The sequence below is a fragment of the Roseibium suaedae genome (assembly GCF_900142725.1).
GTDB classification, from domain to species: Bacteria; Pseudomonadota; Alphaproteobacteria; order Rhizobiales; family Stappiaceae; genus Roseibium; species Roseibium suaedae.
This window is the reverse complement of record NZ_FRBW01000002.1, coordinates 489,754-511,507: the sequence shown is the minus strand read 5'-3', so window position 1 is coordinate 511,507 and position 21,754 is coordinate 489,754. Positions and strand designations below refer to the sequence as shown.

At 60.2% G+C, this 21,754-nt stretch carries 16 protein-coding genes; 5 read left to right on the top strand and 11 right to left on the bottom strand.

Annotation, left to right across the window (positions count from 1 at the left end):
- Positions 1-28: 28 nt before the first annotated feature.
- The 5 genes from BUA94_RS09445 to BUA94_RS09425 form a co-directional block, all read right to left on the bottom strand.
- On the bottom strand, positions 29-1,489 hold the full coding sequence (locus BUA94_RS09445) for a coiled-coil domain-containing protein (RefSeq protein ID WP_073012255.1): 1,461 nt from the start codon (positions 1,487-1,489) through the stop codon (positions 29-31).
- 37 nt (positions 1,490-1,526) lie between these two features.
- Positions 1,527-2,456, bottom strand: a complete 930-nt coding sequence (locus BUA94_RS09440; protein WP_073012254.1) for a DUF6384 family protein — start codon at positions 2,454-2,456, stop codon at positions 1,527-1,529.
- Between the two features lie 68 nt (positions 2,457-2,524).
- Positions 2,525-3,721, bottom strand: a complete 1,197-nt coding sequence (locus BUA94_RS09435; RefSeq protein WP_073012252.1) for a cell surface protein — start codon at positions 3,719-3,721, stop codon at positions 2,525-2,527.
- Positions 3,722-4,018: 297 nt separating this feature from the next.
- Positions 4,019-4,933, bottom strand: a complete 915-nt coding sequence (locus BUA94_RS09430; RefSeq protein ID WP_073012250.1) for a pseudouridine-5'-phosphate glycosidase — start codon at positions 4,931-4,933, stop codon at positions 4,019-4,021.
- A gap of 115 nt (positions 4,934-5,048) precedes the next feature.
- A complete protein-coding gene (locus BUA94_RS09425) occupies positions 5,049-6,011 on the bottom strand; it encodes a PfkB family carbohydrate kinase (RefSeq protein WP_084081901.1) in 963 nt (320 codons plus the stop codon).
- Positions 6,012-6,341: 330 nt separating this feature from the next.
- Between BUA94_RS09425 and recA the strand changes: the two genes are divergently transcribed.
- The 3 genes from recA (at position 6,342) to BUA94_RS09410 (ending at position 11,997) form a co-directional block, all read left to right on the top strand.
- Positions 6,342-7,418, top strand: a complete 1,077-nt coding sequence (recA, locus tag BUA94_RS09420; RefSeq protein ID WP_073012248.1) for a recombinase RecA — start codon at positions 6,342-6,344, stop codon at positions 7,416-7,418.
- 462 nt (positions 7,419-7,880) lie between these two features.
- The gene (gene alaS / locus BUA94_RS09415; protein WP_073012245.1) at positions 7,881-10,541 is read left to right on the top strand and encodes an alanine--tRNA ligase; all 2,661 of its coding nucleotides are present in this window, start codon (positions 7,881-7,883) and stop codon (positions 10,539-10,541) included.
- A 196-nt stretch (positions 10,542-10,737) separates the two neighbouring features.
- Positions 10,738-11,997: a cyclic nucleotide-gated ion channel gene (locus BUA94_RS09410; RefSeq protein ID WP_073012242.1), complete on the top strand. Its 1,260-nt coding sequence runs from the start codon at positions 10,738-10,740 to the stop codon at positions 11,995-11,997.
- 58 nt (positions 11,998-12,055) lie between these two features.
- On the opposite strand, the gene BUA94_RS09405 is transcribed toward BUA94_RS09410, so the two are convergent.
- From BUA94_RS09405 to BUA94_RS09390, 4 genes are all read right to left on the bottom strand, one after another.
- Positions 12,056-12,388 carry a hypothetical protein gene (locus BUA94_RS09405; RefSeq protein WP_208980035.1) on the bottom strand — a complete coding sequence of 111 codons (333 nt, stop codon included), beginning with the start codon at positions 12,386-12,388 and terminating at the stop codon, positions 12,056-12,058.
- A 332-nt stretch (positions 12,389-12,720) separates the two neighbouring features.
- Positions 12,721-13,506 (bottom strand): sulfotransferase domain-containing protein, encoded by a 786-nt coding sequence (locus BUA94_RS09400; RefSeq protein ID WP_073012240.1) that lies wholly within the window; start codon positions 13,504-13,506, stop codon positions 12,721-12,723.
- 232 nt (positions 13,507-13,738) lie between these two features.
- The gene (locus tag BUA94_RS09395; protein ID WP_073012238.1) at positions 13,739-14,953 is read right to left on the bottom strand and encodes an NADP-dependent isocitrate dehydrogenase; all 1,215 of its coding nucleotides are present in this window, start codon (positions 14,951-14,953) and stop codon (positions 13,739-13,741) included.
- Between the two features lie 168 nt (positions 14,954-15,121).
- Complete coding sequence (locus tag BUA94_RS09390) at positions 15,122-17,479, bottom strand: glucose/quinate/shikimate family membrane-bound PQQ-dependent dehydrogenase (protein WP_073012234.1); 2,358 nt, start codon at positions 17,477-17,479, stop codon at positions 15,122-15,124.
- Between the two features lie 256 nt (positions 17,480-17,735).
- Here BUA94_RS09390 and BUA94_RS09385 point away from each other — a divergent pair, with 256 nt between their 5' ends.
- Positions 17,736-18,608 (top strand): GNAT family N-acetyltransferase, encoded by an 873-nt coding sequence (locus BUA94_RS09385; RefSeq protein ID WP_073012231.1) that lies wholly within the window; start codon positions 17,736-17,738, stop codon positions 18,606-18,608.
- Between the two features lie 42 nt (positions 18,609-18,650).
- On the top strand, positions 18,651-19,661 hold the full coding sequence (locus tag BUA94_RS09380) for an aldo/keto reductase (RefSeq protein ID WP_073012229.1): 1,011 nt from the start codon (positions 18,651-18,653) through the stop codon (positions 19,659-19,661).
- Between the two features lie 88 nt (positions 19,662-19,749).
- Here the strand turns inward: BUA94_RS09380 and prfH are convergent, their stop codons facing one another.
- Together prfH and BUA94_RS09370 are read right to left on the bottom strand one after the other, a co-directional pair.
- Positions 19,750-20,394 (bottom strand): peptide chain release factor H, encoded by a 645-nt coding sequence (gene prfH, locus BUA94_RS09375; RefSeq protein ID WP_073012225.1) that lies wholly within the window; start codon positions 20,392-20,394, stop codon positions 19,750-19,752.
- Positions 20,391-21,584 (bottom strand): RNA ligase RtcB family protein, encoded by a 1,194-nt coding sequence (locus BUA94_RS09370; protein WP_073012223.1) that lies wholly within the window; start codon positions 21,582-21,584, stop codon positions 20,391-20,393. Before BUA94_RS09370 ends, prfH begins: the two co-directional genes overlap by 4 nt.
- Between the last annotated feature and the right edge of the window lie 170 nt (positions 21,585-21,754).

Genomic DNA, 21,754 nt, shown 5'->3' with positions numbered 1-21,754 from the left:
TCCGCCCGGATACCGGGACCAATGGGAGTCAGAAAGTGTCGCCCGTCTTGAAACCACCGCCGCCAAAGCCGCCGCCGGTCTTGAAGCCGCCGCCTCCGAACCCGCCTGATGATCCACCAGACGAGCCCCGGGATGGACCACCAAAACCGCCGCCCATGCCGCGCGGCAGACCTGAACCGCCCGGGAAGCCGACCTTGGCGCCCTTGGGCTTGCGCCGCTTGTGACTGCGCTGGGCCCGTGCCCAGTAATCTGCTCCGGTGATCGCACCTTTCAAGAGCTCACCGAGAAGAACGGTGGTCAGGCTGTTGTCGGAAAAGGTGGAGTCCCAGTCGTCGTAGCCATTGCGGCGGAAATTCTGGGCAACGGAGGCAAGTTCGGCCCTGCGCGCGGTGATGTCGCGCTGCAATTCCCGGTCCTGACGGATGTCCCTCTCGACGGCCTCGATCTGATCAGCAAGATCCTCAAGACGGCGCACGATCTTTTCATCCTCGGGGGAGGGCGTTGCGAGCGCCTCGCGCCAAAGGTCCTGAAGATCATCGCCGCGCAAGGAGCCGGACAACTGCTCCTCCGCCTTCTTGAAATTGTCGTCCTCGCCATTGGAGAACTCGTGCAGGGCCTGGGTCAGGGTGGCGATGACCGGCTCCAAGTCTTCCAGCTGCTTGTCGAGGGCCGCAATCTGAGCGTTGGTCTCCTCGATGCGTCCAGCCAGGTCCTCGCCTGCCGTATCAGCAAGCTTCTGGCGGCTCATGGCTGCAAGAACATCCTGTTCGGCGGCGGCCGCCACACGGCATTTTTCCGCATGTGCCGCAAGTTTCTCCGGAATGCGCGTCAGCATGGCGTAATTGGCCCGCGCGCCTTCAAAGCCGATCAGTCTTGCCACCCAGCGGTCCAGAGACCGGATCAGACCTGTCGAGGCATAGTCCGGTGTGCCGAAGCCTCTTTCCCACAGATAGACGAACAGCCGGTCATCCAGATAAGCCTTGCCCTTTTCTTCCTCGTCGGCAATGGCCCTCTGGGCCTTGTCAGTTGCAGCTTCTGCAGTCCGGGCCGCGGCCTCCGCCTTGGCGGACTGGGTCATGAAAGCCGCGTCCGTTTCCAGCACCTTGTCGACCTCTTCCATGAGGTCGTCCATCCGGCCAGCCAGTTGCTCACGGGTCTCGCTCAAGCTGCTGCGGCTCTTGTTGAGATCGGCCTGGGCGGTTTCCTTTTCCCGGAGCTGGGCATTCAGCGTGGCAAAATCCGAGGTGCGTTTTTCCATCAGGCGGCGCACTTCGCGCGCTGCGTCATCCAGCCTGCGGGTCAAGCCGTCTGCCGCGTCATTGTCGAGGCGGAAGCGGGCAAGTTCGCGGTAGCCGTCGTTCTGCCGGCTGCGCAGATCCGCGAGCGACCGGGTCGAGCGCTCGATGCGGGTGTCGAGCTCCGTTTCCTCCCGGCGAAGATCCGTCATGGCCTGGTCAAGGCTTGCAAGTGTCTGACGGCCGTTCAGCATGGCTGCGTCTCCCTTGCGTGAAAGTTCCGCTCGGTCCTTACCATTCGGTGATCGCTCCCGTCTGAACACCTGACTTCCAGGTCACGGCCAGCTTGCCGCGCTCCTTGGTGCCAAGAAGCGTGTCCTGAACGATGCCGTCGCCGGACTTGTCATCGCGCACACGGTTGAAGAGGGAGGAACTGACCCGTTGCGCCCAGATCGAAACCTCGTGAGACTTGCCGTCTTCCTCGGAGGTGATCGTACGGGACAGGGCCTTGCCATCCGGACCGATGGCTTCCACCACGATGTAATAGTTGCTTGCCCGCTGATTGGCTTCGGGAATGCGGGTGACACCGGTCGGAACGCCGGGACGGGAAACGATCTTGACCTCAAAGGTCAGCGCCAGCTCTGCCGCCATGGAGTTCAGGCTGGAGGCCGACTTTCTTGCAGCCTCCGCATTTCCGGCTGCCGCTGCCGCAAGGCCATCCTCTTCGAGCCGCTTGGCACTTGCCAGAATATCGGCATCGCTGGTCAGCCCTTCGATGCGGCTGCGCAGGGAGGCGATGGACTGGGGGATGGTTTCGCTGAGTTCGACCTGAAGCGCGGCTGCCGCTCTTTCCCGCGGCATCACCACAAGGAACTGCCAGCCTGCAAGGCACAGGATGAGGGCTAGCGCCAGGCCTGCCGCCCATTTGGACCAGCGCATGCGGGTGACATAAAGCAGGGCAAGCCAGCGCTGAAAGCCGGAGGCGGGCGGCGAGTAGACGAAGCGGTCTTCCTTCAGCCCTTCGACGCCAGCCTTCAGGATATCATCGGGAACATCGATGCCCTGAGACGCATAGACCTGGCGAAGGCGCTCGATCATCCGGTCGTCCCGGTCGTCGGTTGCCAGCTCCTTCATGATCAGTGCCTCGTCGTGGCGCAGCGTGTCCACAACGTCCATGGCCATCATCAGATCATCAAGCGGCGCGTCAGCCCTATCCGCCATCAAGCGTCTCCGCTGGGGTCGGCCGGGCTTTGACCCGGCGTTCCCATTTGCTTCATCAAGCCTGCGCCTTAACGCAGCGCATTGCCCTGTGCAGCCAGCTTGGCCAGTCTGCGCTTGCCGTCTTCAACGGCGGTCCGGATCTCTTCCGAGTTCTTGGTCGACATGTCGCGCATCTCGTTGATGATCTCGCGCGACTGGACCTGGAAGTTGATGACGGAGTCTACGAGCTTCTTGACCGAAGCTGCAGCCACTGTCGGTCCGTAGCCCGCCTTCAGCGCCTCAGTCTGCACCGCATCGCCGATCTCGGCGAGGGTTTCCAGGCTCTTGTTCATGCCGTCCTTCATCGCGTTCAGCGTTTCAGTGGACTCATGCAGTCCCTGAAGGCCGGTGAAGGACGCGTTGAGGGCGGTCAGAACGGATTCGTTGGTGGAGAAGAAACTCACCGACTGCGCATAGACCCGCTCCTTGGCGTTGGTCGTCTGCATCAGGCGCGCCATAATGATTTCGGAGGTGTTGTAGCCGATGGTCAGGTTGTCAGAGAGGTCCTTGGCCACCTGGTAGCGCTTTTCCTCGTCCTGCATTTCCCGCAGCTTTTCATCGCGGGCAAGCTCCAGACGAGCCTTGGCGGCAGCGTCGTCGCCGGTGTGACCGGCAACAGCGGCGGACGCCGCCTCCAGCGCGGCCTTGGCCTCGTCAAGCTTGGTGGTTGCCGTCTTCAGGATTTCCAGAGCCAGCACTTCGGCCTGCTTCAGCGCACCGCGGAAGTCACGGTAGGAATCCAGGATCGTCTGCTCGCGCTCGATCTGGTCCTTGGTGGCCCGGGCCACTTCCTTGTAGGTGCTGCGGATCGTGTCGAACCGGTCCGAGATGGTGCCGCGGCGCATGTCGCGCCACTTGTTGGAAAGGCTTTCGGTGAAGGAAATCTTGCCGTCGGCCAGCTGATCCACCAGCGCCTTGGCGTCATCCCGGATGGTGTTGAAGCTGTCGGTGATCTCTTCGTAGCGCTGGCCGATATCCATTTGCTGGATCTGGCTGCGCACCACTTCATTGAAGTTGGATGCCTGGCCCAGGGTGCGCGTGATGATCAGCACCTTGTCCGGCGAAAGAGAGGAAATCTGTTCCAGCAGCGCGTTGATCGGAGCGTCCGTCTCGGTTTCCACCGGCAGGCCGATCTCACGCAGTTTGCTCAGGGCGCGATCCAGATATTTCAGGGGCGTCAAGCCGCCTTCCGTAGTCGGCGCAACCGCCGTCGTCGCTTCCGTCATCGGCGAACCTCCTCATCCTGTACCGTTTGCCCGGCCATGCCGCAGCGCGATAACTTTGTTCAGGCTGCGAGGGAGGAGTCAACGGTCTGATACCGTTGCGCGAACCGGATAGGCCGGTTTGCATTGCCGCTGTGACCTGCGGGCGACACTTTTTGGTCTCGCGAACCTTTGGAATTGTTCGCTTGCTCAAAGACTTGAGGCGAGCGTCAAGGTTGAAGGGACCTGGGGTCGCAAAGCAAGACCCCGGAGCGGCAGCCGCTCCGGGGTCAAATGCAGTCTTGCGCTGTGGGACGACGCTCAGGCTGCGGCGGCTGCCGCAATGCGGGCTGCAAGCCTTGCATTGTTGCGCACCAGGGCGATGTTGGTCACAAGGCTGCGGCCGCCGGTGAGCTTCAGGATCGCGCCCAGCACGAAGGGGGTAACCTCCTTGCCCTTGATGCCCTGTTGCTCGGCCTGTTCCAGAGCTGTTGCGATGTAACCGGCCATTTCGTCGGCCGGAATTTCGCTTTCTGCTGGCACTGGGTTGGCAATCAAGACGCCGCCATGGTCGCCAAAGGCAGCGCGAGCCTTGAGGAGTGCGGCGATCTCTTCCGCGCTGTCCATGCGGAACGGTGCCTTGAGGCCAAGACTGCGTGACCAGAAGGCCGGGAGCTGATCGGTTCCATAGGCAATGACCGGAACGCCGCGGGTTTCGAGCACTTCCATCGTCTTCGGAATGTCGAGAAGCGCCTTCGCGCCGGCGCATACCACCAGAACGGGCGTGCGGCCGAGTTCGTCAAGATCTGCGGAAATGTCGAAGCTTTCTTCCGCCCCCTTGTGCACGCCGCCGATGCCGCCGGTGGCAAAGACCGAAACGCCGGCCGCATGGGCCGCCATCATGGTTGCAGCAACTGTGGTGGATCCCGGGCGTCCGCTGGATACCGCGATCGCAAGGTCGGCGCGCGAGCATTTCATGACACCTTCCGCCTTGGCCAGACGGATCAGGTCTTCATCGCTGAGGCCGATGCGGATCTTGCCATCCAGAACGGCAATCGTCGCGGGAATGGTGCCGTTGTCGCGGATGTCCTGTTCAACCATGCGGGCAGTCTCGACATTGTCCGGATAGGGCATGCCGTGGGTGATGATGGTCGACTCCAGGGCGACAACCGGCTTGCCGGCGGCAAGCGCTTCACGGATTTCTTCAGTCGGAACGATGAAGTCAGCAGGGAGCACGGGTAGGATCCTCAGTGGTTCGAAACGAAAAATGTCTGGGCGGTTTGACGCGCCTTATAGTCCTTGGGGGCTGCCCCGTCGAGCGGCGGAACCGCGCAGGGCGGCTTGGCAAAATTCAGCCTGCCGTCCCATGAAGGTTTCTGGAAACAGCCGTCCAGGTCAGGTTTGCAGGAGCCGCGCCCGTGGTCTCCAGCGCAATGCGCGCAGCCTGCTGTCCGGCGCTGGCGGCGGCTTCCAGGGGAAGTCCGCGCCCGAGGGCTGAGAGAGTTCCAGCGACAAGCGCATCCCCGGCGCCCGTGACATCCACGACATTGGCATCCGGTGTCGGCAGAAACAGGGATAGTTCCGGACTGCGGACATGAAGAGGACCAGCGCCATCGGTGATGATGACAGTTTGGACACCCGCTGCCAGCAGCTTCTCCGAATGCGCATCGAGAGAGGCCTCAGCATTGAGGCTTGAAAGGGTCGCAGCTTCCGCACGGTTCAGGAACAGAAGGGAGATCCGGGACAGGATTGCTCTGAGGCGGGGGGCCTTGGCAATCGAGACAGCTTCCGCCGCAAGCCTGCCCGAGGGAGCGGTCCTGGCCAGCAGGCTCAAGGCAGCCTCCGGCAAATTGGCATCCAGAAGCCACCAGCCTTCGCTATCGGCGCGGCTTGCCGCTTCCTCGAAGAGATGCAGGGGAGCAGAGGTCAGCACTGTGTCGCTGATGCAGGCCGCAGCCAAAGAACCATCCGGGTCATGGAGCGCCAGATACTGGCCCGTGGTATGGCCATCGCGCACTGAAAGGTCGGCGGCAACACCTTCCATCTTCAGGATCTGCTGAATGGAGGCACCCGCTGAATCATTGCCGACCATACCCGTGAGCGTGACCGGCGTACCAAGTCTGGCGAGACTTCGTGCCACGTTGGTGGCAACGCCCCCCGGCTTCATGTCGATGCGTGCGGGGGTCGAGGTTTCGCGCAGGATCGTCCGGTCCGCGTGGGCGATGATGTCGTAGTGAATGGCCCCGAAACAGGCGACGGGCAGAGCGGCGTCTCCCATGGGAGAATGATCGTTTGCCGGCGGCGTGAAAGTCATCAAGGGCGAAGCTCGAAGGAGGTTTGAAAGGACTGGCTTTGCTCAGGGCCAACCCTTCGCATCGCTCTTTGTTCTGGCGGTATCAGCTGGAAACGGCCTCAGCAAGTTTCCTGAGGGGAAAGGAAAGCCGTGATTCTGGGCATAAGTTTGATTTGAAATCGAATTGCCTTTACGTAAATTTCATTTCCGGTGTCCGGAACATGAGGGGAACACGTTGAATATTCTCGTTAATTTTCAATACCTCATGGGGGCTTGTCAAATGAGAACATAAAGAGTACAAAACCATGGTTTGAAACGGCGCGTCCATCGTGGAATAAGGATCGGGAAGCCATGTCGCAAAGCACACTTCGTCTCGTAGAAAGCAGCCAGATGGATAAGACCAAAGCGCTTGACGCCGCCCTCTCGCAAATCGAACGCGCCTTTGGCAAGGGTTCGATCATGAAGCTTGGCCAGGGGCAGGCCGTCGAGATTCAATCCATTTCCACCGGGTCTCTCGGACTTGATATTGCGCTGGGCATCGGTGGTCTTCCCCGTGGCCGCATCATCGAGATCTATGGACCGGAATCTTCAGGCAAGACCACGCTGGCTCTGCACACGGTCGCGGAAGCCCAGAAGAACGGCGGCATCTGCGCCTTTGTCGATGCCGAGCACGCACTGGACCCGATTTATGCCCGCAAGCTGGGCGTCAACATCGATGATCTTCTGATTTCCCAGCCGGATGCCGGTGAACAGGCGCTCGAGATTGCCGACACTCTGGTCCGCTCAGGCGCGATTGACGTGCTCGTGATCGACTCCGTTGCCGCCCTGACGCCGAAGGCCGAACTCGAAGGCGAGATGGGTGATAATCTTCCCGGTCTTCAGGCCCGCCTGATGAGCCAGGCCCTTCGCAAGCTGACCGCTTCGATTTCCAAGTCGAACTGCATGGTCATCTTCATCAACCAGATCCGTATGAAGATCGGCGTGATGTTCGGGTCTCCCGAAACCACGACCGGCGGTAATGCGCTGAAGTTCTACGCCTCTGTCCGTCTCGACATCCGCCGCATTGGCGCGATCAAGGACCGGGACGAGGTGATCGGCAACCAGACCCGCGTCAAGGTGGTCAAGAACAAGGTGGCGCCGCCGTTCCGTCAGGTCGAGTTCGACATCATCTACGGCGAGGGCGTCTCCAAGATGGGTGAACTGATCGACCTTGGCGTCAAGGGCAACGTGGTCGAGAAGTCTGGTGCCTGGTTCTCCTACAACAGCCAGCGGCTGGGTCAGGGGCGTGAGAATGCCAAGCAGTTCCTGCGCGACAATCCGGAAATGGCGGCAGAGATCGAGCTGGCCATCCGCCAGAACGCCGGCCTGATTGCCGATGCGATCATCGATCCGGATGGGGCGGGTGACGACGGTCTGTCTGAGGATTGACCGGACCTGATGCGGGGCTCTCTTGGTCCTGTACCCAGAAGAAGAAAGTGTTCAAAGGGCTTCCGGCTTGCTCCGGGAGCCCTTTTTCTTTTGGGCGCAGCCTTCTGAGTGAAGGCCATGGAGCTCAGCAAGGGCTGGGACCGGGGGAAATTTACGTGCCTTGTACAAGCTGCAGGCCTTGGCGACTCGCTCGAACAGGCCTGTTCTCGTCTCCTCGGTCGCACCCTCCGCTCCTAAGGGAGTGGGAACGAAAGCTTTTGCGCGCGCAGAAGACAAGAAAGCCGCTGAAGTCTTCAGGAAAACTGCCGCCTTACGGCCCGAACCGCGCGGCAAGCTTCTGGACAGTGCTGGAAGCGAAAGATAAAAGGCTCTGAAATGCTTGCGCGGGAAAGAGCATCGTGTGCGCCTCGGCTGTGCGCCCGCTTCCGACCCGTCTGCCGAAGGACCGAGAGCGAGACCTAGATGAGTGGCGTAAACGAAATCAGAAGTGCGTTTCTGGACTATTTTGCCAAGAACGGCCACCAGGTGGTCGAGTCCGGCCCGCTGGTGCCCCGCAATGACCCGACGCTGATGTTCACCAATGCCGGGATGAACCAGTTCAAGAACGTCTTCACCGGACTTGAAAAGCGCGACTATCAGCGCGCTGCGACGGCTCAGAAGGTTGTCCGCGCCGGCGGCAAACACAACGATCTGGACAATGTCGGCTACACCGCGCGTCACCACACGTTCTTCGAAATGCTCGGGAACTTCTCCTTCGGCGACTATTTCAAGGACCGGGCCATTGAGCTCGCATGGAACCTGATCACCAAGGAATACGGCCTTCCCAAGGACAAGCTGCTCGTCACGGTCTATTCCGAAGATGAGGATGCAGCTGGTCTCTGGCGCAAGATTGCGGGCCTGAGCGATGACAAGATCATCCGCATCCCGACCTCCGACAATTTCTGGACCATGGGCGACACCGGTCCCTGCGGTCCCTGCTCGGAAATCTTCTTCGATCATGGCGACAAGATCTGGGGCGGCCCTCCGGGCTCTGCCGAGGAAGACGGTGACCGCTTCATCGAGATCTGGAATCTCGTCTTCATGCAGTATGAGCAGACGCCGGAAGCCCGTCTCGACCTGCCGCGTCCGTCGATTGACACGGGTATGGGTCTGGAGCGTGTGGCTGCCGTTCTCCAGGGCGTTCACGACAACTACGACATCGATCTGTTCAAGGCGCTGATCGCCGCTTCCGAGAATGCCACGGGCGTGAAGGCGGAAGGTGCGGCTCAGGCCAGCCACCGTGTCATTGCCGATCACCTGCGTTCCACCAGCTTCCTGATTGCCGATGGCGTTTTGCCGTCCAACGAAGGCCGTGGCTATGTTCTGCGCCGCATCATGCGCCGCGGTATGCGCCATGCCCACCTGCTGGGTGCCCGCGATCCGCTGATGTTCAAGCTGGTCCCTGCACTGCTGCGCGAAATGGGCCAGGCCTATCCGGAACTGCTCCGCGCCGAAGCGCTGATCACCGAAACCCTGAAGCTGGAAGAAACCCGCTTCCGCAAGACGCTGGAACGGGGGCTTGGTCTTCTCGACACGGCAACGGAAGGTCTGGGCGAAGGCGGAGAGCTGGATGGCGAGACGGCCTTCAAGCTTTACGACACCTATGGCTTCCCACTCGACCTGACCCAGGACGCTCTGCGCGCCCGGGGCGTCAGCGTTGACACTGCTGGCTTCGATGCTGCCATGCAGCGCCAGAAGGCCGAAGCCCGCGCTGCCTGGAGCGGTTCGGGGGAAGCTGCGACCGAAACGGTCTGGTTCGCTCTCAAGGAGCGTCTGGGTGCGACCGAATTCCTCGGCTATGACACGGAAGTCGCCGAAGGCGTCATCACTGGTCTCGTCGCAGAGGGTGCAGAGGTTGCGTCCATTGCCGCTGGCCAGTCAGGCTATGTGATCCTCAACCAGACGCCGTTCTATGGCGAATCCGGTGGCCAGATCGGCGACAATGGTGTCCTGAAGGGCAATGGCGTTTCGGCAGCCGTCACCGACGTTCAGAAGAAGGCCGATGGTCTCTTCATTCATGCGGTCACTGTAACCGAAGGCACGCTGAAGGTAGATCTGCCGGTTCAGCTGGTGGTGGACCATGAGCGCCGTGGCGCGATCCGGTCCAATCATTCTGCAACCCACCTGCTGCATGAAGCCCTTCGCGAAGTGCTCGGCGGCCACGTGGCGCAGAAGGGTTCGCTGGTCACCTCCGAACGCCTGCGCTTCGACTTCTCTCATCCCAAGCCGATGAGCGATGAGGAGCTGAAGGTGGTCGAAACCCTCGCCAACGAGATCATCCTGCAGAATGCCCCGGTCGACACGCGCCTGATGGCCGTGGACGAGGCGATCGAGAGCGGCGCTATGGCGCTCTTCGGCGAGAAGTATGGGGATGAAGTCCGCGTCGTCACCATGGGCAAGGCGATCCATGGTCCGAAGGCCGGCAAGTCCTATTCTGTCGAACTGTGCGGCGGCACCCATGTTCAGCGCACGGGTGACATCGGTCTGGTGACCCTGGTCGGTGAAGGTGCCGTTGCAGCCGGCGTGCGCCGTCTCGAGGCTCTGACCGGCACGGCAGCCCGCACCTATCTCGACACCCAGGACAAGCGCATGCGCGAACTGGCATCCCTGTTGAAGGTCGGTGCTGCGGACGTTCCGGCACGCGTTGCCCAGCTTGTGGAAGACCGCAAGAAGCTGGAGCGCGATCTGGCCGATGCCAAGAAGAAGCTTGCCATGGGCGGCGCTGGCGAAGGCGGGGCAGCTCCCGTTCGTGAAGCCGGCTCCTTCAAGCTGATGGCCCGCGTGGTCGATGGCATCAACCCGAAGGACCTGAAGGGCATGGCGGATGAAGCCATGGCACAGCTCGGTTCCGGCGTTGTTGTTCTGATCAGCGTTGCGGATGACGGCAAGGCTGCCATCGTCACGGCTGTTGCCAAGGACCTGACCAGCAAGGTGACTGCGGTCGATCTGGTGAAGATCGGTTCCGAAGCCCTCGGTGGCCGAGGCGGCGGCGGGCGTCCGGACATGGCTCAGGCTGGTGGCCCGGATGGCTCCAAGGCCGATGAAGCGGTTGCTCAGATCGAGGCTTATCTCGCCGGTCTGTAACGGCAGAAAAACGAATTGTAAGAGAGGAAGGGCGGGCAGATTTGTCCGCCCTTTTTCTTTGGCTCTCTTGCCGGGGACCAGGAAAGGATGCCTTGAGAGATCTTTTCATGCCGTCCGGTTGATCCGCATCGTCGTCTTGTGGCGTGAAGCAGGGTATAGATCGGATCAGACTTCATGCCGCCGCCAAGGAAGGCCGATGCTGAAACGCACTCTGTATGATCTTCTGGAAGACACGGGCAACCGGCGCATTGGCGCCAGGCTCATCCGGCGCGGTCTTGTCCTTCTCATTCTGATCAATGTTGCAAGTGCAGTGCTGGAGACCTTGCCGGGGTTTGAGCCGCGCCCTTTGGGGCCTTTGATGATCTTTCAGCTCATCTGCGGTGTCGGCTTCGTCGCTGAGTATGTCTTGCGGCTCTATATCGCCGATCTGCATCCCCCTTTGCGCCGCTATGGGCCGATTGGTGCGCGGTTGCGCTATGCCTTGCAGCCGGATGCCATTGTCGACCTGATCGCGGCTCTGCCGTTGATCCTGGTGCTGGTCCTGCCCAACTCCGCGGTCACGGTCATCGTCATCCTTCGCCTGTTGCGGTTCCTCAAGCTGGCCCGTTATTCGCCCGCCCTTCGTTCCCTGCTCTCGGCGATTGCCTCGGAACGCCATGCGCTCATGGGCTCAACGGTCATCATCTGCGGCGTTGTGCTCATGGCTGCAACACTCATGTATGTCATCGAGCATGATGAGCAGCCGGAAAAGCTGGCCAGTATTCCCCATGCGATCTGGTGGGCGGTGACCACGGTGACGACCGTTGGCTATGGCGATGTGGTGCCCGTGACAGGTCTGGGAAAAGTCATCGGCGGTATCGTCATGCTGCTCGGCTATGGCCTGATCGCCTTGCCGGTCGGCATCGTGGCCTCAGCCTTTGCACGTGAAATCCATAGCCGGGATTTCGTGGTGACATGGTCCATGGTGGCCCGTGTGCCGCTGTTCGAAGATCTGAAAGCTGCGGAAATCGCCGAAGTGGCAAAGCTTCTCCGGGCTCAAAGAGTGCGTGCCGGAACGGTTATTGCCTCAAAGGGCGATGTGGCCAGCCGGATGTATTTCATCTCCGATGGTGAGGTGGAGATCGAACTGCCGAGGGAGAAGATCTATCTGGGAGAGGGAAAGTTCTTCGGAGAAATCTCACTGCTCCACCAGCGTCCGAGAACCGCGACCATCCGTGCCTTTCATGACTGCGAACTCCTGGTGCTGGAGGCGGATGCCCTGACGGATCTGATGTCGTCCAAGACAGAACTGGCGGCCCGGATCATGGCCGAAGTGGAGGAGCGGACGGCGGATCTGCGCAAGGAAAGCGGCGATCTGGTGCAGGGGGAAATTGCACAAGCGGAAGGTCGCGAGGAACTGGTGGAGGAGCAGCCGGAGCTGTTCGAGGAAAAGCCCGATGGGGAAGAGACAGCCTGACACTGGACAGTGCTGTCTCCCCGTTTGGCCACTGGTGGGCTGAGGGAGCCTTGCCCTCTCAATAAGGCGTCAGACCAGCTGGAACCTGCCTATAAAGCGGATCGCCTTGCCAGAAGACATCGGTTGGGCCGACAGCGAAGTCGATGATGTTCCAGCGGTCAAATTGATAACGGAGCAAGGCATAGGTCTGGGCTCCGTCCATATACTCCGCCTCATCCGCAAAGACGGTCGTCTTGAGGTCGATGGCCGCGCCGCCCGGGCGTTGGGGGGCAAGGCTGACGAAGGCCCAACCGTTTGCAGATCGCATCCAGCTGACGACGAATTCGACCGGCGTGCGCAGACGGGCCTCTGCCAGCGGGCGCACCGCGTCGAGGATTTCCTTGCGCTCCACGGATCCCCGGGCAGGTTCACTGGGGGATTGCGCAAGAGCCGGTGCCTGGAGCATGCACGAAAAGGCAAGGAAGGCTGCAAGCGCGATTTTCTGAAGGCGCGAGAACGGCTTCTGTCTTGAGGATGCAGGCATGGGGGAAAGGCATAAAAAAGACACTTTATGTTCCAGTCGATCTCTCAGGCGGGGCCCAGATATGGACCCCAAAAAGTCATGTGAAAACGCCTGCCCCGCAGCCCGGTTGGGCATGGGAGGCTGACTGTCATGAGAGTAATCGAAGTCGTCCGGATGAGGGATGGAATTCTTCAAGAGCCGGAAAAGTGCCTTCTGCTGTCTCAGGAGAGGTAGCTTAGGTCCACCATGGTAGGGGCGAGGGAGCGGGTGAGGCGCTGACGGTTCTCGTCGGACAATTCGTTCTTGTAGGCGCCCGCGCGGCCCTGGCGCATATGATGCAGCTTGGCCGGATCCTTCTCGGCCTCAAACCGCTGACGTGCCTTCTCGAAGCTCTGGTTTTCTATCGCGGCTGCAATCCGGGCCTTGTCGACCGGGATCCGTGCCTTGCGAAAGAGCAGCTGCAGGGTGTCGCAGGGAGCCTCGAGCATGTCCTCATAGCGGGCCATTGGCATGTAAGGGTCGAGGAACGGATCGACATACTCCGACCAGCTGCGCCGGTCCCATCCGGCGCCGCCTGCGCAATTGGTCATGATTTCGACCATTTTGCTTTCTGCGTCGGTCTGCCCCTTGAACAGATAGTGTTTGCCGGAAACAGCTACATCGCGCGGGTCGCGGACGATTGTGAGGATCTTGAGATTGGGGTGGGAGACCAGGTCCAGCATGTCGCGGGTGTGATGGGACTTCAGCACGTAGGAGCGCGAGGTACGCTCAAAGCCTTCCATGGCGATTTCTTCATGCCCGCGCAGTCCTGCAAAGCCCAGCACCGGACAGCCAATCGCTTCCGCCACCACTCTGGCCAGCCATGTGTTACCTGACTTTGGATATCCGGTAATGATGATGGGGCTGTCATAGCCCTTGTCTTCGAAGGACTTCAGATGATCGCTGATCTTGCGACCATAGCGCTGCGTGCGGCGCTGGTTCCGGAAGTTTGTATAGAGCGAGACCATCGTGACCTTCGATGCAGAAACTGAGTTGTCTTTTCATCGAACTGAAATTTGGTCATTTCTTGGAGAAAATGTTTCGATCTCGGGAAATAGAGTGGCGAGAGTTTGAGAGTTATTTTTTCAAGGTTCTGATTACTTCTTTCTATTTCTGTTGTCCGATATTCAAAGAGAAAGGGCGCGAAAGCTGAAAGACTTTCGCGCCCTGAGATGAGCTGCCTCGCGAAGCGAAAGAGCCTTAGGCGGCCATGACCTTCTTCAGGTTATCGTCGATCTTGTCGAGGAAGCCGTTGGTGGTTAGCCAGCCCTGATCCGGACCAACCAGAAGGGCCAGATCCTTGGTCATGTGGCCGCTCTCCACGGTGTCGATGCAGACCTTCTCCAGCGTGGCCGCGAAACGGGCTAGATCCGCATTGTCGTCCAGTTTGGCGCGGTGGGCCAGGCCCCGGGTCCAGGCAAAAATGGAGGCGATCGGATTGGTCGAGGTCTGCTCGCCGCGCTCGTGCATGCGGTAGTGACGGGTCACCGTGCCGTGGGCGGCTTCCGCTTCCACGGTCTTGCCGTCCGGTGTCATCAGGACAGAGGTCATGAGGCCAAGGGAGCCAAAGCCCTGAGCCACGATGTCTGACTGGACGTCGCCGTCATAGTTCTTGCAGGCCCAGACATAGCCACCGGACCACTTCAGGGCGCTGGCGACCATGTCGTCGATCAGGCGGTGCTCATACCAGATCTTCTTTTCCTCGAAGGCCGGCTTGAACTCGGCATCGAAGATCTCCTGGAAGATATCCTTGAAGCGGCCGTCATAGGCCTTGAGGATCGTGTTCTTCGTGGAGAGATAGCAGGGCACGCCGCGCTGGAGCGCATAGTTGAACGAGGCGCGGGCGAAGTCGCGGATCGAGTCATCCAGATTGTACATGGCCATGGCCACGCCTGCGGACGGCGCGTCAAAGACTTCATGCTCGATGGTCTCGCCATCTTCGCCGGTGAACTTGATCGTTAGCTTGCCCTTGCCGGGGAACCGGAAATCCGTGGCGCGATACTGGTCGCCATAGGCATGACGGCCGACGATGATCGGCTGGGTCCAGCCCGGAACCAGCCGGGGCACGTTGCTCATGATGATCGGCTCGCGGAAGATCACACCGCCCAGAATGTTGCGGATGGTCCCGTTGGGCGACCGCCACATCTTCTTCAGGCCGAATTCCTCAACGCGGGCTTCATCTGGGGTGATTGTCGCGCATTTGACACCGACGCCGTGTTTCTTGATGGCATTGGCTGCGTCGACGGTGATCTGGTCGTCGGTCTCGTCACGCTTCTGGATCGACAGGTCGTAATATTCGAGATCGATGTCCAGATAGGGATGGATCAGCTTGTCCTTGATGAACTGCCAGATGATCCGGGTCATCTCGTCGCCATCAATCTCGACGACCGGGTTCGCTACCTTGATCTTTGCCATGGGAATGGACCTTGTTCTGGGTGCGGGAATGATTGTGTGCGTTTGTATACGATTTCGCAACTGCGAAGGCAAGAGGACAGTCTTCCGGATCCACCTTCAAAAAAGACGCCGGCAGCTTTGCATGAAAGCCGCCGGCGAGACAGGAAGTTCAACGATGCTGCGCCTCGATCAGGGCAGTTTGTAGGCGACCACATAGTCACCCGGCGTGGTTCCGATGGAGCCGTGGCCGCCTGCGACTATCAGCACGTACTGGGTGCCGTCTACCTCGTAGGTCATGGGCGTTGCCTGACCGCCCGCGGGCAGACGGCCCTTCCACAGTTCCTTGCCGCTGGTCAGGTCATAGGCCCGCAGGTAGTTATCGACAGCGGCGCCCATGAAAACGACACCGCCCTTGGTGATCATCGGGCCGCCAATGCCAGGCACACCCATTTCGATCGGCACGGGAACCGGAGCAAGATCCTGCACGGTGCCGTTCTTGTGCTTGTACGCAACCTTGCCCGTGGTCAGATCCACACCGGCCACATAGCCCCAGGGCGGCTGCTGGCAGGGCAGGGACAGGGGGCTGTAGAGCGGGCCCATGTAGACGCCGTAGTCTGCGCCTTCGTTGCGGTTCAGTCCCTGTTCGCTTGCCTTCTCGTCTGCTCCCTTCGGCGGGATCTCGGATTTGGGGACAAGCTGCGAGGTGAAGGCCAGATAGACGGGCATGGCGAACAGGACCTGTCGTTCCGGATCCACCGCGACAGAACCCCAGTTGAAGGTGCCGAAATTGCCCGGATAAACGATCGTGCCGTTCAGCGAGGGTGGCGTGTAGCGGCCTTCATAGTTCAGGGAGTGGAACTTCAACCGGCAGGCCAGCTGGTCGAACATGGTCACGCCCCACATGTCCTTGCCCGTCAAGGCTGGCGGATTGAAGGACAAGGCGGAGTGCGGCTGGGTCGGGGAGGCGTGGTCGCCTTCAATTGTCTCAGTGCTGCCGACCTTCACTTCCTCGACCGGAATGACCGGCTCTCCGGTCGCCCGGTTCAGCACATAGATGTCGCCTTGCTTGGTGGGCTGAACCACGGCCGGAACAACGGACCCGTCCTTCTGGGTCAGGTCTATCAGGACGGGCTGGGCAGGAACATCCATGTCCCAGAGGTCATGATGCACGAACTGGCGCACCCAGCGCACCTGGCCTGTGTTGATGTCGAGAGCGGTCAGGGAGGATGAATAGGTCTCGACCGCTTCGCTGCGGTTCATGCCTAGCTGATCAGGCACCTGATTGCCCATCGGGATATAAACGAGCCCAAGCTTCTCATCCGCACTGGCAACGGACCAGCTGTTGGGCGAGTTGGTGGTGTAGGTCTCGTCCCCGGTCAGCGGTGCGGTGACGTCCGGATTGCCGGAATCCCAGTTCCAGACCAGCTCGCCTGTGCGGGCATCAAAGGCGCGGATCACGCCGGACTGTTCGTAGAGCGAGAAATTGTCGTTCACCGCGCCGCCGACGATCAGCTTGCCGTCGATGGCAAGGGGCGGGGAGGTGGAATAATAATAGCCGTCCGGATTGTGCTTCATGTGCTGGCTGAGATCGAGCGAGCCATTGTCCGCAAAGCTCTCGCAGACCGTGCCGTCCTCCCGGTTCAGGGCAATCAGCCGCGCGTCGGAGGTCGGCAGGTAGACCCGCTCCTTGCACCGTTCGCCATCCGTCATCTGCGGATCGGACCAATAGGTCACGCCCCGGCAGGTCTGGTGCTGGCGGCTGGTGTTGGGGCCAAGGCCCGGATCATATTTCCACTTCTGCTGGCCGGAGACCGCATCAACTGCAATCGCCCAATTGTGCGGCGTGCAAAGATAGAGCGTGTCGCCAATCTTGAGCGGCGTGACCTGATAGGTCGTCTCCTTGGTGTCTCCGGGAAGCTTCTTGTCGCCAGTCTCGAAGGTCCAGGCAACTTCCAGCTTCGCGACATTTTCCGGGGTGATCTGCGCGAGTGGAGAATAGCGCTGGCCATAATTGCTGCGGCCATACTGGTGCCAGTCGCCTTCAGGCATGTCGTTGCCGAGAGCGGGATTGGTAACTGTGGCTTCCCGTGGCAGTTCGCCCTGAACCGCGTGAACATCGCTCAGCATCGAAATGCCTGCCACAACAAAGGCGGCCAGCACGACGCCAGCCAGACCGAAGGCAGGAGCGGCGGGGCGCCTGGACGGCAACGCTGTCAGATCGGACTTGCCCGTATTGTCGAGGTTGCGCCTGACCCAGGGAGTGAGCATCCACAGGCCGATCAGCATGATGATACCGCCACGTGGCGCAAGCGCCCACCAGTCGAAGCCGACTTCCCAGATCGCCCAGATCAAGGTCGAGGCGACAATGCCGGCATAAAGCCAGAGCGCGGCAGAGCGGCGATGATAGACCAGATAGGCCGTCGCCAGAAAGGCAAAGCCGGTGAGCACGTAATAGAAAGTGCCGTGAAGGGCTGCCAGGCAGCCGCCTGCGGCGGTGAGAACAAGTCCGATAAGGACCAGAAGACCAATTGTGAAAAGTCGTGCCATTATTCCGTCCTCCAGACAGTGAAGTCCGGGCGGTCCGGAGCTGTCTGGTTTGGCTGGTGTGGGCAGGAAGCGGGGAAGAGGAGCTTCCGGCAATGCCCGTGATCCCACGGGTCTTGAAAGGGAACGGCTGGTCGACCGGATGGTTCCGTGAAATGTGGCGGAAACGGGAAAAAATTATGAATGTCTTTGTGGGGCTCCGTGAGTGAGGCGCTGATCCATTGACAAATCAATTTACCTGACTAAAGTCAGATAAATCATGTTGAACGATATTTCCCGCTTCCGGCGCTTCAGCCGTGCGGTGACCTCAGAGGTCGGCGCACTGGATCATTCCTTCCTCGGCAGAGGCCGTCCACTCGGCGCTGCCCGGGTTCTCAATGCCATCGGTCATGGCCGCACGGATGTTGCGGCGATCCGGGCCTATCTGGGTCTCGACTCCGGTCTCATGAGCCGCCTTTTGCGGTCTCTTGAGGAGGAGGAGTTGATCGAGCTTTCCGCAGGGCCTGATGATGGGCGCAAGCGGCAGGCTGTTCTGACGCCCGCGGGCGAAGCGGAATTCGCGATCTACGAGCATCTGTCCAACGAGCGGGCGGAAAAGCTGCTCAGCAGCCATGCCCATCCGCAAGCCTTGCTGGATGCCATGGACCTGATCGCCTCGGCCCTGGGGCGGGACCGGTGGAGTTTCGAGGAGGTGGACCCGCGCTCCGAAGTCGCTCTTCAGTGTCTCGAACAATATTATGCGGAGCTGAACCGCCGGCTCGAGGCGGGATTTGATGTGAAGCTTTCGGCGGATCCGGATGCGGAAAGCATGATGCGGCCGAAGGGGGCATTCTTCGTGACCTTGTCGGACGGCATGCCGGTTGGCTGTGCCGGTCTGAAGGGTACCGACAAGGGCTATGCGGAAATCAAGCGCCTGTGGGTCTCGCCCGCAGCCCGCGGCCTTGGTCTTGCCCGCAAGCTGATGGCTGAGACGGAGGAGGCCGCCCGGCAGCTTGGCATCAAGGTCCTGCGCCTTGACACCAACAAGGCGCTGCCGGAGGCGGTGAATTTCTACCGCAAGGAAGGCTGGACCGAGATCGACCGGTTCAACGATGATCCCTATCCGGATTACTTCTTCGAGAAGCTGCTATAGTCCGCGCTCGCTTTATCCGTTTCAGATCAGGATCCTCACTTCATGACATCGCGCAAGATTGGCTCTGCGGCCGTCACTCCGGTCGGCCTCGGCTGCATGAACTATGCTCACGGTTATGGCAACACGCTGACGGCGGAAGCTGCGTCCAGGCTTCTGAACGAGGCACTGGAGCTGGGCTATACCCATTTCGACACGGCGACAATCTATGGGGCAGGGGTCAGCGAGACGGTTCTGGGCAACACCCTTGGTGCGCGGCGCAATGACATCTTCCTTGCCTCCAAATGCGGTCTCTTCCCCGGCACCAACGGCGCATCCCGCGACATTGACGGGCGCCCGGAGCGGATCAAGGCAGCCTGTGAGGCAAGTCTTCAGCGGTTGAAGACGGATGTTATCGACCTTTATTACCTGCATCGGCTGGACCGGACCGTGCCGATCGAGGACAGCGCCGGAGCTTTTGCTGACCTGATCAGGGAAGGCAAGATCCGCTCCTACGGCCTGTCGGAAGTCTCGGCAGAAACCCTGCGGCGTGCCCATGCGGTTCATCCGGTGGCAGCCCTCCAGTCGGAATATTCGCTCTGGACCCGCAATCCGGAAATCGCAACGCTTGCCGCGTGCCGGGACCTGGGCGTGACCTTCGTTGCCTTTTCGCCGCTCGCACGGGCCTTTTTGACCGGCAAGCACGGCATGGACGCTGTTCTGCATCCGGATGAAAAGGACATGCGCCGCGCCATGCCCCGGTTCGTGCCGGAAACCTATGCCCGGAACCTGGAACTGCTCAAGGTCTATGGTGAGATTGCGGACGAGGCTGGCTGCTCCATGGCAGCCCTTGCGATCGCCTGGGTCCTGGCTCAGGGCGAGCATGTGGTCGCCATTCCCGGCACGACCCAAAGTGACCATCTGAAGGAAAATTTCGAGGCTGGATCCCTCCAGCTCTCTGCAGAGGTTCTGTTGAAGCTCGACAAGCTGATTAACCAGGAGACCGTGCAAGGCACCCGCTACAGCGCGGCCCAGCAAGCCGATATCGAAACCGAAACCTTCCCATCGGAACGCTGACGAACCGGCTTCCGGCAAAGGGGGAAAATTAAAAAAGGGGCAGCGAAAGCTGCCCCTTTCCGTAAGGCTGTGGGAGAGCTTGCGGGTTTTATTTGGCTTCCTGGAAACGTTCTCCCTTGAAGGTTCTCACTGGATTGCCGCGTTCCAGCTGTTTGTGCAGCAGGTTTTGGCTTGATTGCTCCCGCATCTTTGTCTCTTGCTGTTTCAGGATAGATTTTGCCAGCAGGCGCTCCAGGGCAACCTGCTTGTTCCGGTGCTGTGAGCGTTCATCCGTTGATACGGCAGAGATGCGCGAAGGCAGGTGCGTAATTCTTACGCCGCTGTCCGTCGTGTTCTGATGCTGGCCGCCTGGCCCTCCTGAGCGGAACGTTTCGATCTTCAGGTTCTGTTCTGCCAAATTAATCGGAGCATTCTCCGAAATGGAGACCTTGAAGACGCCAACGAACCAGTTGCGCCTTTTGTGGTGAGGGCGGAAAGGGCTCTGACATGTCCATTGAACTGTCCCCGTCCACCTGCCGGCCAAGGCCTCCGCACCGTTTCCTGTCAAAGTGATCAATGCGGAAGGAGGGCAATGCTCGGATCCGTTATCTCCTGAAAGCTCAGCATCGGCCTTGAGGCCGTTGCTTGCCGCTTCCTTGCGGATCTGGGCGATGACCAGCGCCACCGCTCTCCGGCATTCCTGTGGGCCATCCCCACTTGAAACCAAAAGGTATTGAGTTTGAACGTCACTCATCGTGCTGCCCTCCTGTCCTGCAGGCGTTTCTTTTTTTCCTGTCTTTCTGCTCGAAGGTCCTCCGTCATCGCCTTCTTGAACGTCACCAGAGGTTTCAGGGCTGCGACACGGGTTGCCAGGGACAGGGCTTCAAGTTGCTGCACGACGTGCGCGGGATCCTTGTAGGCCTGAGGAGCCTCCTCGATTAGAAGCTGGCGGTCCTCACAGATGACGAGGCCGCCAAAGGACGTTCGTGTGAGGTTGTCTCGTTCCTGCCGGTTGGTGCCTGCCCGCCCATTCATGGAGGCCCGGTCGTATTTGCGGCCCGCTCCATGTGCTAGGGACAGAAGTGCTTCTGGCCTGTTCACTGCAGGCTTGAGCAGGAAACTGAGCGCATCCCTTGAGCCGGCGAGCGGCACCAGGGGACAGTCAGCCTTTGCCGCACCTTTCCGGTGCAACCATCCATCCTCATGCTTCTCGATGAGGTTGTGCGGGATGTCGCAGACCAGACGAAGATCGCAGCGCAGCGCATTTGCAGCACGTTCCGCGATGATCGCCCGATTGAGGCTTGCCCAGACGATGGCCTTGTCATGCAGAGCCAGATAGGACTGAGCTGCATCGCTCAGGCTTGCCAGGCCTTCGAGTTGGTCTTGCACCGTGGCAAAGGTCGACGTTCCAAGGCTCCGTGAACCTGAGTGAACGAAGAGCAGAAGTTGTCCCTTTTCTAGGTCAGCCGCCTTCATGGCATCCCCGTCGAAGATCGTTTCAACTGTCTGCAGTTCGCAGAAGTGATTACCGCCACCTATCGTGCCCAGGCTTTCCGGGGCAAGTTCCGGAGAAAGACCTGCGGCAACGAGACGGGCCGCCGGATCTCCACCCCAGGGCTCCTCCAGAGCGCGAAGCTTTTGTGCGGATTTGTTGAGCCGGAACTTGTGCCCAGGCAGGTCCAGGGCAAAGAGCGACATTCCGCAGCCGATATCGTTTCCGATCAGCTGCGGATAGATCCGCGTCGAGAGAAGGGCGCAGCCGACAGGTCCGTATTTGCCAGGATGAAGGTCCGGAAAGGCGGCAATGCTGAGCACGCCATCCATGCCGGCAACATGCTTCAGCTGATCTTCTGCAGATCCCTCAATCCAGGATGTACTTGAATAGAACTTGTAGATCGGAGAGGCGCAACGGTTCGGCGCCACCTCCTTTTGAGAAGTGCCCATGTGGGTCCTCTTTTGAAAATAGAGCTAGCGTCAGGAACAAGCACTCTTGTCCTGATTGCCTTCACGCCCCGCTATCGCGGTTTATCGAAGGTTGGCTGCCCGCTTGGGCGCGCGGTACATGGCGGTCATGTCCTAGTCCCCTTTTCAAAAGATGCCGATCATTGGATCGA

Coding starts and splice junctions, on each gene's coding strand:
- BUA94_RS09445 (WP_073012255.1), bottom strand. CDS start 1,489: ATGCTGAACGGCCGTCAGACACTTGCAAGCCTTGACCAGGCCATGACG.
- BUA94_RS09440 (WP_073012254.1), bottom strand. CDS start 2,456: ATGGCGGATAGGGCTGACGCGCCGCTTGATGATCTGATGATGGCCATG.
- BUA94_RS09435 (WP_073012252.1), bottom strand. CDS start 3,721: ATGACGGAAGCGACGACGGCGGTTGCGCCGACTACGGAAGGCGGCTTG.
- BUA94_RS09425 (WP_084081901.1), bottom strand. CDS start 6,011: ATGACTTTCACGCCGCCGGCAAACGATCATTCTCCCATGGGAGACGCC.
- recA (WP_073012248.1), top strand. CDS start 6,342: ATGTCGCAAAGCACACTTCGTCTCGTAGAAAGCAGCCAGATGGATAAG.
- alaS (WP_073012245.1), top strand. CDS start 7,881: ATGAGTGGCGTAAACGAAATCAGAAGTGCGTTTCTGGACTATTTTGCC.
- BUA94_RS09410 (WP_073012242.1), top strand. CDS start 10,738: ATGCTGAAACGCACTCTGTATGATCTTCTGGAAGACACGGGCAACCGG.
- BUA94_RS09400 (WP_073012240.1), bottom strand. CDS start 13,506: ATGGTCTCGCTCTATACAAACTTCCGGAACCAGCGCCGCACGCAGCGC.
- BUA94_RS09395 (WP_073012238.1), bottom strand. CDS start 14,953: ATGGCAAAGATCAAGGTAGCGAACCCGGTCGTCGAGATTGATGGCGAC.
- BUA94_RS09390 (WP_073012234.1), bottom strand. CDS start 17,479: ATGGCACGACTTTTCACAATTGGTCTTCTGGTCCTTATCGGACTTGTT.
- BUA94_RS09385 (WP_073012231.1), top strand. CDS start 17,736: ATGTTGAACGATATTTCCCGCTTCCGGCGCTTCAGCCGTGCGGTGACC.
- BUA94_RS09380 (WP_073012229.1), top strand. CDS start 18,651: ATGACATCGCGCAAGATTGGCTCTGCGGCCGTCACTCCGGTCGGCCTC.
- prfH (WP_073012225.1), bottom strand. CDS start 20,394: ATGAGTGACGTTCAAACTCAATACCTTTTGGTTTCAAGTGGGGATGGC.
- BUA94_RS09370 (WP_073012223.1), bottom strand. CDS start 21,584: ATGGGCACTTCTCAAAAGGAGGTGGCGCCGAACCGTTGCGCCTCTCCG.